The organism is Paraburkholderia sp. BGA-UO-ETr-F21, from assembly GCF_059567925.1.
Map to the genome: position 1 here is coordinate 99,412 of NZ_JCAQOY010000005.1, position 13,560 is coordinate 112,971.

A 13,560-nucleotide genomic window follows, 5' to 3' on the forward strand; every position below is an offset into this window, starting at 1 on the left:
AAAGGGAATCCGCGCTGTCACGCGGGGCTATCGATTCCACGGACAAAATGCATCACGGGTGGCGTCTAAAAAATGTAGCCCCGATTTCGATCGCTTGCGCGTTTTTTTATGAATCAGTGTGCCGTGCCAGTGTTCGTGCGCGCTGCCTGCCAGAGCCAAGAACAAAAAACCCCGCACGAAGGCGGGGTTGATCTTTACTCTTTCTGATTACGGGCGGTTAAAACGGAATATCGTCATCCATCTCGTCGAATCCGCCACCAGCCGGCGCGCTCGGACGGCTCGCGCCACCGCCACCGCTGCCGCCACGCGCACCACCACCCGATACCGCACGGCCACCACCACCGCCGCCGCTTCGCTCCGACGGCTCACCGCGGCTATAACCGCCTTCGTCACCGCCGCCGCCCATCGAGCCGCCGCGGCCACCCAGCATTTGCATCTGCTCGGCGACGATTTCCGTCGAGTAACGGTCGGTGCCGTCTTGCGCCTGCCACTTACGGGTACGGATGCGCCCTTCCAGGTACACCGACGAACCCTTCTTCAGATATTCGGACACGATTTCCGCGAGGCGGCCGAAGAACGAGACGCGGTGCCATTCGGTCGCTTCTTTCATTTCGCCGGACGCCTTGTCCTTGTACCGATCCGTCGTTGCAAGGCGGATGTTCGCCACTGCGTCGCCGCTCGGAAGATAACGGACTTCCGGATCGGCTCCGAGATTGCCGACGAGAATGACCTTGTTCACGGATGCCATGAGTTTCTCCTGTTGATTCCGTTACGGGCGGCGCGGCAATACACGGTTCGCGTTTCAGGGCCGGCAGGCCCGAGACCGGAACTGCGCCTCTGCCCGCCGCCGGGTGAGTTCTGGGTAAGTTCTGGATGCGCCGTATTACGCTTTGCGCGGCGGCTGTTTCATCTTTGCGGCGATTATAAGCCAGCAAAAGACGAGCCCCGAACAAGTGAAGAAGACGGCGCTCTGACCATCCGCCTTCAGCAACCAGCCGCCGACCACGCCGCCCAGCGCAAGACCGATGGACTGCGTGGTGTTGTACACGCCGGCGGCCGCGCCCTTGCGGGTTCCGGGCGCCAGTTTCGACACCAGCGAAGGCTGCGAAGCTTCAAGAATATTGAAGCCGAGAAAGTACACAAAAAGGATCGCCGCCACACTCAGAATCGTATGCGGAGCGACGCCCAATAACAACTGTCCGATCAGGATAAGAGCGATCGCCGACAGCAGCACGATTTTCATTTTTCCGCGCTTTTCGGCGGCGATGATCGCCGGCACCATCATCACGAACGACAGGCCCATGACCGGCAAATACACTTTCCAGTGGGAGGCGACCGGCAGGCCGCCGGCTTCGAGAATGCGCGGCACGACGAGGAACAGTGCGGTTTGCGTCGCGTGCAGCACGAGCACGCCGAAATTCAGACGCAGCAACTCGACGTTGTGCAGCACTTCGGCGAATGGTGCGCGCACATGCACCGGTTTCGGCGCATCCGGCACGATCCACACCACCACGCCGATCGCCAGAATCGAGAAGATGCCGACCAGCGTAAACAGGCCGCTCATGCCGACCCACTGGAACACGATCGGCGCGCCGACAATCGCCACCGCGAACGACACGCCGATGCTGCCGCCCACCATGGCCATGGCCTTGGTGCGATTTTCCTCGGCGGTCAGGTCGGCGATGAACGCGATCACCGCGGAGGACACCGCGCCCATGCCCTGAATCACCCGGCCGACGATGATCCACGTCATGTCGTGCGCGCCCGCCGCCACGAAGCTGCCGAGCGCGAAGATCAGCAGGCCGGTCGCAATGACCGGTTTGCGGCCGACCTTGTCGGAGACCCAGCCGTAGAAGATGTACAGCATGGACTGCGTCACGCCGTAAGCGCCGAGCGCGATCCCCACCAGCAGCACGTTGTCGCCGCCGGGGATGGTCTTCGCGTAGATCGAGAACACCGGCATGATCATGAAGAGACCCAGCATGCGCAGCGCGAAGATCGCGGCAAGCGACACGGTCGCGCGCAGTTCAGGCGCGCTCATGCGTGAGGAAGTGGCGGACGGATTGGACATCGGGAACGTTCTGTGAATGAGCTGGGTGGCACACCGCGGGCGGACACAGCGGTAAGGCGGCCATGACCGCGCGGCTTGCCGCAGGACGGCGGGCCAGCATGCGGCACGAGGATCGAGCCCGCAGCCTTCGCACCTTCCGCCGGCGCCTCGCGGTTGCCTCGGGGTTGCCTCGCGGTTGCCTTGTACTCGCGGAAAACGGCCCCAGTTAGACCTCTTGTCCGCAGCGCTGGGCCGCTGCCTTACAGCTCGCTTCGACACCTCTTCAGGCTGTCAGGAAGCCGTAACGGCGGTCTTGAAAAGTCGTTATAGTAGCAGGTTTAGCCTCTTCCTCTTTCCGCCAGTTCATGGAATAAATCCGTGGAACAAATCCGTATTCGTGGGGCTCGCACCCACAACCTGAAGAACGTCAACCTCGACCTACCCCGTCACAAGCTCGTCGTCATCACGGGCCTTTCAGGCTCGGGAAAATCGTCGCTGGCGTTCGACACGCTCTATGCGGAAGGACAACGGCGCTACGTCGAAAGTCTCTCCGCCTATGCACGCCAGTTCCTGCAACTGATGGAGAAGCCCGACGTCGATCTGATCGAAGGGCTGTCGCCGGCCATCTCGATCGAACAGAAGGCGACCTCGCACAATCCGCGCTCCACGGTCGGCACCGTCACCGAGATTCACGACTATCTGCGTCTGCTGTTCGCACGGGTCGGCACGCCTTACTGTCCGGACCACGAAATTCCGCTGGAAGCGCAAAGCGTCTCGCAGATGGTCGACGCGGCGCTCGCGCTGCCGGAAGAAACCAGGCTGATGATCCTCGCGCCGGTGGTGGCCAACCGCAAGGGCGAGCACGTCGAACTGTTCGAGGAAATGCAGGCGCAGGGCTTTATCCGTTTCCGCGTGCGCTCGGGCGGCGGCACCGCCAATGAAGGCGTCGCGAAAATCTACGAAGTCGACTCGCTGCCGAAGCTGAAGAAGAACGACAAGCACACCATCGACGTGGTCGTGGACCGCCTGAAAGTGCGCCCCGACATGAAGCAGCGTCTCGCCGAATCGTTCGAAACGGCACTGCGTCTCGCCGACGGCCGCGCGATCGCGCTCGAAATGGACACCGACAAAGAGCATCTGTTCAGCTCCAAGTTCGCCTGCCCGATCTGCTCGTACTCGCTGCAGGAACTGGAGCCGCGGCTCTTCTCGTTCAACAATCCGATGGGCGCGTGCCCGGAATGCGACGGCCTCGGCCAGATCACGTTCTTCGACCCGAAGCGGGTGGTCGCGCATCCGTCGCTGTCGCTCGCGGCGGGGGCGGTGAAGGGCTGGGACCGGCGCAACCAGTTCTACTTCCAGATGCTGCAGAGCCTTGCGGCGTTCTACGAGTTCGATATCGATACGGCCGTCGAAGACTTGCCGGAGAAGGTCCGCAAGATTCTGCTGTTCGGTTCGGGCAAGCAGGAGATCCCGTTCTCGTACATCAACGAACGCGGCCGCACCTCGGTGCGCGAGCATGTGTTCGAAGGGATCATCCCGAATCTGGAGCGGCGTTACCGCGAGACCGATTCGGTCGCGGTACGCGAAGAGCTCGCCAAGTATCAGAACAACCAGCCCTGCCCTGCCTGCGCCGGCACGCGGCTGCGCCGCGAAGCGCGCTTCGTGCGGATCGGCGCGGACGGCGATGCGCGCGGCATCTTCGAAATCAGCGGCTGGCCGCTGCGCGACGCGCTCGGCTATTTCCAGACGCTGCGCCTGGAAGGCTCGAAGCGCGAAATCGCCGACAAGGTGGTCAAGGAAATCGTCGCGCGGCTCATGTTCCTGAACAACGTCGGGCTCGACTATCTGTCGCTCGAACGCAGTGCGGAAACGCTGTCCGGCGGCGAGGCGCAGCGCATTCGCCTCGCCTCGCAGATCGGCTCGGGGCTAACCGGCGTGATGTACGTGCTGGATGAACCGTCCATCGGCTTGCATCAGCGCGATAACGACCGGCTGATCGCCACGCTCAAGCATCTGCGCGATCTGGGCAACTCGGTGATCGTCGTCGAACACGACGAAGACATGATCCGCATGGCCGACTACGTGGTCGACATGGGGCCGGGAGCGGGTGAACACGGCGGCATGGTGATCGCCGAAGGCACGCCCAAACAGGTGCAGGCGAACGCGGCGTCGATGACCGGGCAGTACATGTCCGGCGCGCGCAACATCGAGTTCCCGGACGAACGCAAGGAGCCGGACGAGCGCCGACTGCGCATCGTCGAGGCCTACGGCAACAATCTGCAGCACGTCTCGCTCGATCTGCCGGTCGGCCTGCTGACCTGCGTGACCGGCGTGTCCGGTTCGGGCAAGTCCACGCTGATCAACGACACGCTCTATCACGCGGTCGCGCATCACCTGTACGGTTCGGCCACGGAGCCGGCGCCGTACGAATCGATCGAAGGTCTGGAGCACTTCGACAAGGTGATCAACGTCGACCAGTCGCCGATCGGCCGCACGCCGCGTTCGAATCCGGCCACCTACACGGGTCTCTTCACGCCGATCCGCGAACTGTTCGCGGGCGTGCCTGCGGCGAAAGAACGCGGCTACGAAGCGGGCCGCTTCTCGTTCAACGTGAAGGGCGGCCGCTGCGAATCCTGCCAGGGCGACGGCGTGCTGAAGGTCGAGATGCACTTTTTGCCGGACGTGTACGTGCCGTGCGACGTCTGCCACGGCAAGCGCTACAACCGCGAAACGCTGGACGTTCAGTACAAAGGCAAGAACATCAGCGAAGTCCTCGACATGACGGTGGAGAATGCCTACGAGTTCTTCAAGCCTGTGCCGGTCGTCGCGCGCAAGCTGAAAACCCTGCTGGACGTGGGTTTGGGCTATATCCGCCTGGGCCAGTCGGCCACTACCCTGTCGGGCGGGGAAGCACAGCGGGTCAAACTATCTTTGGAACTGAGCAAGCGTGATACCGGTCGCACGCTATACATACTCGACGAACCGACCACCGGATTGCACTTTCATGACATCGCGCTGTTGCTCGAAGTGATTCATCGTTTACGGGACCAGGGTAATACCGTCGTGATCATCGAGCATAATCTCGATGTAATAAAAACCGCGGACTGGGTCATCGACCTCGGCCCTGAAGGCGGGGCGGGCGGCGGGCAAATCATCGCCCAAGGCACGCCGGAGCAGGTTGCGAAGTCGAAGGCAAGTTTTACCGGTAAATATCTGGCGCCTTTGCTGAAACGCGCGGCCAGTAAAAAGTAACGCTGCACAACTCGGGTTGGGGACGGAATAAGCCATGGCCAAGCGGAATCAGGCGCGCGACGACGGGCAAGTGCAGGACCTACGCCCACGCCCGGTCAGGCTGACTAGCGACATGAGCCTGCCGAAGCTCTCGGCAGTCGAAATCGGCAGTTACGTCGTGATGCTGTTCGGCATGTGGGCGGTCATCGAACTTCGGCTGCTCGGCGCGTTGCTCGCCGGGCTGCTGGTGTTCCAGCTGGTACACACCATCGCGCCGCGCATCGAGCGTCATATGTCGAGCAAGCGGGCGCGCTGGCTCGCGGTCGTGATTCTGTCCACGGTGATCGTGGGCGCACTGACGGGGCTCACGCTCGGCATCATCGAGCATTTCGAAAACGACGTGCCGAGCGTGCAGAAGCTGCTCGACCAGGCCATGCAGTTGATCGACCAGGCGCGTGGCCGCATTCCGCAATTCATCGCCAACTCTCTGCCGGTCGATACCGAGCAGATGAAGACCAAGGCGGCGGAGCTGATGCAAACGCACGCCAACATGCTGCAGCAAAGCGGCAAGACCGCGGCGCGCGCGTTCACGCATATCCTGATCGGCATGATCATCGGGGCGATCATCGCGGTCGGCGCGCAAAAGCATATCCAGCGTCTGCCGCTCTCCACGGCCTTCATCACGCGCGTGACCCGTTTCGCCGATGCGTTCCGCCGTATCGTGTTCGCTCAGGTGAAAATTTCCGCGATCAATGCGGTCTTTACCGGCATCTTCCTGCTGGTGGTCCTGCCGATCTTCCACGACACGCTGCCGTTGTCGAAGACGCTGGTGCTGGTCACGTTCATCGTCGGCCTGCTCCCGGTGATCGGCAATCTGATCTCGAACACGATCATCGTCGCGGTGGCGCTCTCGGTGAGCTTTCCGGCGGCGGTCATGTCGCTCGTGTTCCTGATCCTGATCCACAAGCTCGAATACTTCCTGAACGCGCGCATTGTCGGCGGACAGATCGAGGCGCGCGCCTGGGAATTGCTGATCGCCATGCTCATCATGGAAGCGGCGTTCGGCCTTCCGGGCGTGGTGGCGGCGCCGATCTTCTATGCGTATATCAAGCGGGAATTGATTTACCTGCGGCTGGTTTGAGGCGGCGGCCAACGCGCCTAAAGCGGAGGCACGGCAACGAAACAGCGGCACTTCGGTGCCGCTTTTTTTCATGCTCAGAAGTCGATGCGCGCATTCAGTGACAACGTGCGCGGATCGCCCGGCGTCATACGTCTCCGTCGAACTCCACGCCCCGGAAGATCGACTCGCCGTCCTGCGTGTAGACGCGGCTTTCGGTGCACTCTCCGGCGCTGTTCTGCAGACATTAGCTGCTCTCGTTGCGATCGCGTGAGCTTTTGCTGTAGCTGTAGTTCGCATTCAGCGTCCAGTCCGGGCTCAGGTTGTACTGCACGCCCGCGGTGTGGAACTGGACGTTCGTGTTCAGATGCTGGTCGGGACCGGAAGGGTCGCCGCTGCCGCCGCTCATCGTATGCGGCAGACGGTCCCCGAATGTCGCCGCGAACTTACGACAAACTTGCAGTCCGTGGCATGATTCCTTAAGATGAGAACAATTCCCATTTACACAAAACCTGTGTCGTGACACCTGATTCGAATTTCCGCTCCGCTTCGCCGGATCGCCCATGAGGCGGCAGTTCGTCCGCCTGCATCGCTGGTTCGGTGTCGCCACTGCGCTGTTTCTGTTCGTCGCCGGCCTCACCGGCGCGGTCATCGCGTGGGACCATGAACTCGATGCGGCGCTGAACCCGTCGTTCTTCAAGGCACGCACCGCAGGACCGGCGCTGTCGGGGCTGGAACTCGCGCGCCGCGTGGAAGCCGCCGATCCGCGTTTGCAGGTGACGTATCTGCCGCTGGCGGCCGAACCGGGCCACACGCTGCAAATGATGGTGTTGCCGCGTATCGACCCAGCCACGCACCAGCCCTACCCGCTGGACTTCAATCAGATTGCCGTCGACCCCGCCACCGGCGAGATCCAGGGACGCCGCGAATGGGGCGCCGTCTCGCTCGCGCCGATCAATTTGATCCCGTTCATCTACAAGCTCCACTACACGCTGCAACTGCCTTTTACGGGCGGCGTCGATATCGGTACGTGGCTGATGGGGATCGTCGGCATCGTCTGGCTGTTCGACAGCCTGATCGCGCTATGGCTGTCGTTTCCGAGCGCCAAGGTATGGCGCAAGTCGTTCGCTTTCCGCTTCGGGCGCGGCGGCTACGCGCTCACTTTCGATCTGCACCGCTCCGGCGGCGTATGGATCTGGGGCCTGCTGATGATCGTTGCGCTGACATCGGTATCGATGAATCTTGCAGCGCCGGTGGTGCGCCCAATCGTGTCGATGTTCTCGACGCTCACGCCCGATCCGCTCAACAACCCTGAAATCCGCCGCGCGCCGCAACCCGGCGACACCGTACTCCCCCGCGAGCGCATTGTGCAACTGGCCGAGCAGGCCGGCAAAGCACGGAATCTCGGCGTCGGGCCGGGCGGCGTCTACTATGCGGAATTCATGCATGCGTACGGCGTCGGCTTTTACGCAACCGGCAACGATCACGGCGATATCGGCCTCGGCAATCCGTGGATGTATTGGGACGCGGCCACCGGCAAGCAACTCAGCACGCAGATTCCCGGCAAGGGCACGGCCGGCGACATCTTCTTGCAGGTCCAATACCCGCTGCACTCGGGGCGCATCCTCGGTCTAGGCGGACGGATTCTGATTAGCGCAGTCGGCCTCGCGGTCGCCGTGCTGAGCGCGACAGGGCTGCTGATCTGGCTGAAGAAGTTGAATGCGCGCCGCCGCTCGGCGCAAAACGCGAATGCCGCGCGTGACGCAGGCCGGTCAGCCGCGCGGCCGTAGTCGACAAAAAAATGGCGGCGCCGGAGTCGTCCGGCTACCGCCATTTATCTCTGCCGCAAAGCGATCAACCGCCTTTAGCGAAACACCACCGTCTTGCTGCCGTTCAGCACGACGCGATGCTCCACGTGCCACTTCACCGCGCGCGCGAGCGTCACGCATTCGACGTCGCGGCCGATCGCCGTCAATTGCTCCGGCGTCATGCTGTGGTCGACGCGCTCCACTTCCTGCTCGATGATCGGACCTTCGTCCAGATCCGTCGTCACGTAATGGGCCGTCGCGCCGATCAGCTTCACACCGCGGTCGAACGCCTGGTAATACGGCTTCGCGCCCTTGAAGCTCGGCAGGAACGAGTGATGAATGTTGATCGCGCGGCCGGCGAGTGCTTCGCACAGCTTCGGCGACAGAATCTGCATGTAGCGCGCGAGCACCACCAGGTCGGCTTGATGCTCGTCGATCACTTCGAGCACGCGTGCTTCCTGTGCCGCTTTCGCGTCGGGCGTGGCGCCCAACAGTGGGAAGTGATGGAACGGAATGTCGTAGCTGGCGGCGAGTTGATAGAACTCCTTGTGGTTCGAGATGATCGCGGGAATCTCGATACCCAGCTGGCCAGTGCGGTAGCGGAACAGCAGATCGTTCAGGCAATGGCCGATCTTCGACACCATGATCACCACGCGCGGCTTCACCGACGCGTCGTGCAACTCCCAGCGCATGCCGAACTGTTCAGCCAGCGTCGCGAACGACGTGCGCAACGCTTCCAGACCCGGATCGCCGCCCACCTGCTGGAAATGCACGCGCATGAAGAACTCGCCGGTGCGGCTGTCGCCGAACTGCGCGGAGTCGAGAATATTGCTGCCACGCTCGAACAGAAAGCCCGACACTGCGTGAACGATGCCGGGCCGGTCGGCGCACGACAGTTTGAGGATAAAGCTGTGATCGGTCGACATGACCTGGGTGACTCCCTTCTTCAATGCATGGTTTGTTCGGTATGTACGGCTCGATGCGGCGTGTTTCGACATTCTCGTTGCGCGCGCACCTTTGCGGCAATCAGGCGAGCGCTGGCGGCACGAACATGGCCTCGATGCCGGCGCACGCGTCTTCATCGATCCAACGGCGGCGCAACAGACAATCCAGCGTGGCGAGACTCGCATCGACTGTCATCGCGCCTTCCTCGATCCAGCGCGCCACTTCGTCGATGCGCGCGAGCCGGTGCTCGCCCACTTCGCCGTCCTGGTTGCGCGGCGCGAAATCAGCCGGCAACGCAAGGTCGTAGATGAAAATCTGTTCGGCCTGCGTGCCTTCCGGCAACGATTGCAGCACATGCGCGGTGCGGCCCGCCGCGGCACGGGCGGCGATCTCCTCGGGAATGCCGGCTTCTTCCCAGCACTCCTTGATGATCGTCGCCTCGACGCCGAAGCCCCAGCCGATCCCGCCTGCCACGACATTGTCGAGCATGCCCGGGTCGGTCGCCTTGGTGTCGCTGCGGCGCGCGATCCACAATTGCGGCGCGCCGTCCGCGTATTCTACGACGCCGTTCAGATGCACCGCGTAGGTCATCGTGCCGAAGAAGCGCGACGCCGCGCGTTCGATATACGCGAGCGGCGGCGCATCGAACGCGTTGCGGATCGCGTAGGTCTCGTTGCGCCAGCCTGGAATGCGGCCTTCGGCGGCGAGCGCACCGATCACAGAACCGAGCGCGGCGCTGCGCAAATCCACCGTATTGAATGCGGGCGCGAGCGTCACACGGTTAGTGTCGAGGTCGAACACATCGGGCCAGCGCGCGAGCGACGGCACATCGCTCGTGCGGATCCAGCCGACCTGTTCGGCGCCGATCCAGAACGGCACATGCGCATGCACGTCGAAGCGGCGCGCGGCGGTGATGCAAGGCAAAGTCATGTAAAGCTCCAAACTGTTTCCGGTGTTTGACGGTGAGCGCTCAACGGTGAGCGCTGGGCACCGCGCCGCTCACCTCAATCGCGCAACGCGACCCGAATGCCGATGGCAATGAACGTCGCACCGGCAAGGCGATCGAGCCACACGCCCACCCGTGGGCGACGCTTCAGATAACCGCCCACGATCCCCGCGCACACGCCGAACAGCGAAAACACCACCACTGTCTGCAACATGAACAGCGCGCCGAGTTCGAACATCTGCAGCGTGACGCTTTGCGAGCCGTTCGGCTGCACGAACTGCGGCAGAAACACGATGAAAAACAGCGTCACCTTCGGATTCAGCAGATTGCCGAGCACGCTTTGGCGAAACACCGCCATCAGCGGCTGCGGCGCGCGCTCGTTCGCGGTGGCGAGACCCTGGCTACGCAAGGCCTTGATGCCGATCCAGATCAGATAAGCCGCGCCGGCCAGCTTGATCGCTGTAAAGGCCATCGGCGACGAGCGCAGCAACGCGGCCACGCCGAGCGCGGCCAGCGTGGTGTGAAACGTGATGCCCGCCGCGAAGCCGAGCGCCGCGACGAAACCGGCCGCGCGGCCCTGCGAGATCCCGCGCGCGAGCACTTGCAGATTGTCCGGGCCGGGCGCCACGGTGATCGCGATCGAGGTGGCGAGAAACAGCAGGAAGTTAGGCATTGTTGTGTCCTTCTCTGTGAGCAGGAAGAAGCTTCTCGCAGCGCGTTTGCCGCCAATGATCAATGACCGTCGAATCCAGTCACCGTATACAGCGCGAGACCGCTCTCGCGCAGCAGCTTCGAGCCGCCGAGTTCGGGCAGATCGATAATCGCCGCGCCCTCCACCACGACCGCGCCGAGCCGCTCGAGCAGGATCTTGCCGGCCATCATCGTGCCGCCCGTGGCGATCAGGTCGTCGATGATGACAACGCGATCACCCGGCTTGCAGGCGTCTTCGTGAATCTCGACGGTGGCGGAGCCGTATTCGAGGTCATAGGATTGCGCGACCCGCTTGTAGGGCAGCTTGCCCGCCTTGCGAATCGGAATGAAGCCGAGGTTCAGCTCATACGCGAGAATCGGCCCGATGATAAAACCTCGCGCATCCAACCCGGCAATGTAATCGAGCTTTGCGTCGATATAGCGCTGCACGAATAGATCGATCAACACGCGCAGCGACTTCGGCTCCTGCAAAAGCGGCGTGATATCGCGGAACTGCACGCCCGGCTCCGGCCAGTCGGGCACCGTGCGAATGTGGCTTTTGATGTAATCGGCCGCATCGAGCGGCGCGCTCGAGAGCGCGTTGGACATGATGTCTCCGGATGGACCTGCACAGGTCCGATGAAAAGCTAAACCAGGGCGCGCCCGCAGGCACGCGCCTCGCCCTGGGTACAGGCGGCGCTATGCTGCGGTGGCGCCCGCGCGCCGATGCTTCGAGAGCCGTTCCTCGGCCTCCGCCAACTGCTCGGGCAGACCGCGCAGCACCACGATATCGCTCGAACGCAGCTTGGTGGACGGGTCCGGCTCGACGCCGCGAATGCCGTGCCGGCGAATCGCCGTCACTTCGACGCCCACGTCGAACAGGCCCAATTCCGCGAGCGTGCGGCCCACGGCGTCCGAGTTTTCGTCGACCGGCACCGATTGTAGCCGCACCTGTTCGTGACCGTCGTCGTCATCCACGTCGTCGGCGCCGTGGAAGTAGCCGCGCAGCAGCGCATAGCGCTCGTCGCGCATTTCCTCGACCCGGCGCACCACCCGCCGCATCGGCACGCCCATCACCACGAGCGTATGCGAGGCGAGCATCAGACTGCCTTCGACGATTTCCGGAATCACTTCGGTCGCGCCCGCGGCCAGCAGCTTTTCCAGATCGGCGTCGTCCACCGTACGGACGATCACTGGCAGCGTGGGTTCGAGTTCGTGAATGTTGTGCAGCACGCGCAGTGCCGACGGCGTGTTCGCGTAGGTGATCGCAATCGCGGCCGCGCGGTGGATACCGGCGGCGAGCAGCGACTCGCGCCGCCCTGCGTCGCCGAACACGACCGACTCACCCGCCGCCGCCGCCGCCGCGACACGGTCGGGATCCAGGTCCAGCGCGACGTACGACAACCCTTCGTGCTCCAGCATGCGCGCCAGATTCTGGCCGGCCCGGCCGTAACCGCAAATGATCACGTGGCCGCTTTGCTTCAGGCTTTGCGTGGCGATGCGCGTCATCTGCAACGACTGCATCATCCATTCAGTCGACGACAGGCGCAGCACGATCCGGTCCGCGTTCTGGATCATGAACGGTGCGGCCAGCATCGACAGCAGCATGGCGGCGAGTATCGCCTGCAACAACGTGGCGTCGACGAGATGCTTGTCGAGAATCAGATTCAGCAGCACGAAGCCGAACTCGCCCGCCTGCGCGAGGCCGATACCGGTGCGCATCGCAACGCCCGGCGAGGCGCCGAACAGGCGCGCGAGGCCCGTCACCATGACCGCCTTCAGCAGGATCGGCCCGAGCACGAAACCGAGCACGATCAGCGGATGCTCCCAGATCACCCGCGGATTGAGCAGCATGCCTGTGGTGACGAAGAAGAGACCGAGCAGCACGTCGCGAAACGGCTTGATGTCCTCTTCCACCTGATGCCGGTACGGCGTCTCGGCGATCAACATGCCGGCGATGAATGCGCCGAGCGCGAGCGACAGCCCGAACTTGTCCGTGATGAACGCGGCGCCGAGCGTCACCAGCAACAGATTGAGAATGAACAGTTCCTGCGACCGGCGCCGCGCCACCACGTTGAACCAGCGCGTCATGAACCGCTGACCCACGATCAAAAGCAGCGCCAACGCCACCACGATCTTGATCGCCGCCACGCCGAGCGCGCTGACCAGGTCTTCGGAATTGCCGCCCAGCGCCGCGATGACGATCAGCAGCGGCACCACCGCCAGATCCTGAAACAGCAGCACGCCGAAGATATTGCGCCCATGCTCCGTCTCGATCTCCAGCCGCTCCGCCAGCATCTTGCTGACGATCGCCGTCGACGACATGGCGAGCGCGCCGCCCAGCGCCACGCTTGCCTGCCACCTGATGTGCACCCAGCGCTCCAGCACGAAACCGAGCGTGACCGCCACCGCGATCGTGCCGATCACCTGCAACAGGCCGAGGCCGAACACGAGACGGCGCATGGAGCGCAGCTTGGCAAGCGAAAACTCCAGCCCGATCGAGAACATCAGGAACACAACGCCGAATTCAGCGAGGTTCTGCGCCCCGACCGAGTCCGGAATCAGACCGAATGCATGCGGCCCGACGACGATGCCCACCGTCAGATAGCCGAGCATCGGCGGAAGATTCAGAAAGCGAAAGGTCACCACGCCCGCCACCGATGCAAGCAGCAGGAACAGCGTCATTTCGAGGGGGGAAATCATCGGCAGAAACGCATCGGTAAAGCGTCCTCGTTCGTCAGCGGAACCGCGCACGAGAAACGCCGTGCGACAA

11 protein-coding genes are annotated in these 13,560 nt (G+C 63.1%); 3 read left to right on the forward strand and 8 right to left on the reverse strand.

Translation table 11 applies throughout. The annotated features are described in order from the left end of the window. Window positions 1-217 precede the first annotated feature (217 nt). Together AC57B1_RS01880 and AC57B1_RS01885 are read right to left on the reverse strand one after the other, a co-directional pair. Window positions 218-748, reverse strand: a complete 531-nt coding sequence (locus tag AC57B1_RS01880; protein ID WP_496416406.1) for a single-stranded DNA-binding protein — start codon at window positions 746-748, stop codon at window positions 218-220. 135 nt (window positions 749-883) lie between these two features. Further along, on the reverse strand, window positions 884-2,071 hold the full coding sequence (locus AC57B1_RS01885) for an MFS transporter (RefSeq protein ID WP_408185974.1): 1,188 nt from the start codon (window positions 2,069-2,071) through the stop codon (window positions 884-886). Between the two features lie 357 nt (window positions 2,072-2,428). Between AC57B1_RS01885 and uvrA the strand changes: the two genes are divergently transcribed. Further along, window positions 2,429-5,302 carry an excinuclease ABC subunit UvrA gene (uvrA, locus tag AC57B1_RS01890; protein ID WP_091796787.1) on the forward strand — a complete coding sequence of 958 codons (2,874 nt, stop codon included), beginning with the start codon at window positions 2,429-2,431 and terminating at the stop codon, window positions 5,300-5,302. Window positions 5,303-5,336: 34 nt separating this feature from the next. Further along, entirely contained in the window at window positions 5,337-6,422 is a 1,086-nt protein-coding gene (locus tag AC57B1_RS01895) for an AI-2E family transporter (RefSeq protein WP_091796788.1), read from the forward strand. A 223-nt stretch (window positions 6,423-6,645) separates the two neighbouring features. Here AC57B1_RS01895 and AC57B1_RS01900 read toward each other — a convergent pair whose 3' ends face one another. Next, complete coding sequence (locus tag AC57B1_RS01900; protein ID WP_496416407.1) at window positions 6,646-6,807, reverse strand: hypothetical protein; 162 nt, start codon at window positions 6,805-6,807, stop codon at window positions 6,646-6,648. Window positions 6,808-6,961: 154 nt separating this feature from the next. Here AC57B1_RS01900 and AC57B1_RS01905 point away from each other — a divergent pair, with 154 nt between their 5' ends. Beyond that, complete coding sequence (locus AC57B1_RS01905; protein ID WP_496416408.1) at window positions 6,962-8,188, forward strand: PepSY-associated TM helix domain-containing protein; 1,227 nt, start codon at window positions 6,962-6,964, stop codon at window positions 8,186-8,188. A 74-nt stretch (window positions 8,189-8,262) separates the two neighbouring features. On the opposite strand, the gene purU is transcribed toward AC57B1_RS01905, so the two are convergent. The 5 genes from purU to AC57B1_RS01930 all read right to left on the reverse strand — a co-directional run bounded on the left by purU (window position 8,263) and on the right by AC57B1_RS01930 (window position 13,490). Next, entirely contained in the window at window positions 8,263-9,132 is an 870-nt protein-coding gene (purU, locus tag AC57B1_RS01910) for a formyltetrahydrofolate deformylase (RefSeq protein ID WP_091796790.1), read from the reverse strand. 100 nt (window positions 9,133-9,232) lie between these two features. Beyond that, a complete protein-coding gene (locus AC57B1_RS01915) occupies window positions 9,233-10,081 on the reverse strand; it encodes an NUDIX hydrolase (RefSeq protein ID WP_408353380.1) in 849 nt (282 codons plus the stop codon). Between the two features lie 74 nt (window positions 10,082-10,155). Further along, window positions 10,156-10,770, reverse strand: a complete 615-nt coding sequence (locus AC57B1_RS01920; protein WP_496416409.1) for a LysE family translocator — start codon at window positions 10,768-10,770, stop codon at window positions 10,156-10,158. Window positions 10,771-10,829: 59 nt separating this feature from the next. Next, window positions 10,830-11,396 carry an adenine phosphoribosyltransferase gene (locus AC57B1_RS01925; protein ID WP_091796793.1) on the reverse strand — a complete coding sequence of 189 codons (567 nt, stop codon included), beginning with the start codon at window positions 11,394-11,396 and terminating at the stop codon, window positions 10,830-10,832. A gap of 90 nt (window positions 11,397-11,486) precedes the next feature. Then, the gene (locus AC57B1_RS01930; RefSeq protein WP_496416768.1) at window positions 11,487-13,490 is read right to left on the reverse strand and encodes a monovalent cation:proton antiporter family protein; all 2,004 of its coding nucleotides are present in this window, start codon (window positions 13,488-13,490) and stop codon (window positions 11,487-11,489) included. Window positions 13,491-13,560: the final 70 nt, after the last annotated feature.

Coding starts and splice junctions, on each gene's coding strand:
- AC57B1_RS01880 (WP_496416406.1), bottom strand. CDS start 748: ATGGCATCCGTGAACAAGGTCATTCTCGTCGGCAATCTCGGAGCCGAT.
- AC57B1_RS01885 (WP_408185974.1), bottom strand. CDS start 2,071: ATGTCCAATCCGTCCGCCACTTCCTCACGCATGAGCGCGCCTGAACTG.
- AC57B1_RS01895 (WP_091796788.1), top strand. CDS start 5,337: ATGGCCAAGCGGAATCAGGCGCGCGACGACGGGCAAGTGCAGGACCTA.
- AC57B1_RS01900 (WP_496416407.1), bottom strand. CDS start 6,807: ATGAGCGGCGGCAGCGGCGACCCTTCCGGTCCCGACCAGCATCTGAAC.
- AC57B1_RS01905 (WP_496416408.1), top strand. CDS start 6,962: ATGAGGCGGCAGTTCGTCCGCCTGCATCGCTGGTTCGGTGTCGCCACT.
- purU (WP_091796790.1), bottom strand. CDS start 9,132: ATGTCGACCGATCACAGCTTTATCCTCAAACTGTCGTGCGCCGACCGG.
- AC57B1_RS01915 (WP_408353380.1), bottom strand. CDS start 10,081: ATGACTTTGCCTTGCATCACCGCCGCGCGCCGCTTCGACGTGCATGCG.
- AC57B1_RS01920 (WP_496416409.1), bottom strand. CDS start 10,770: ATGCCTAACTTCCTGCTGTTTCTCGCCACCTCGATCGCGATCACCGTG.
- AC57B1_RS01925 (WP_091796793.1), bottom strand. CDS start 11,396: ATGTCCAACGCGCTCTCGAGCGCGCCGCTCGATGCGGCCGATTACATC.
- AC57B1_RS01930 (WP_496416768.1), bottom strand. CDS start 13,490: ATGATTTCCCCCCTCGAAATGACGCTGTTCCTGCTGCTTGCATCGGTG.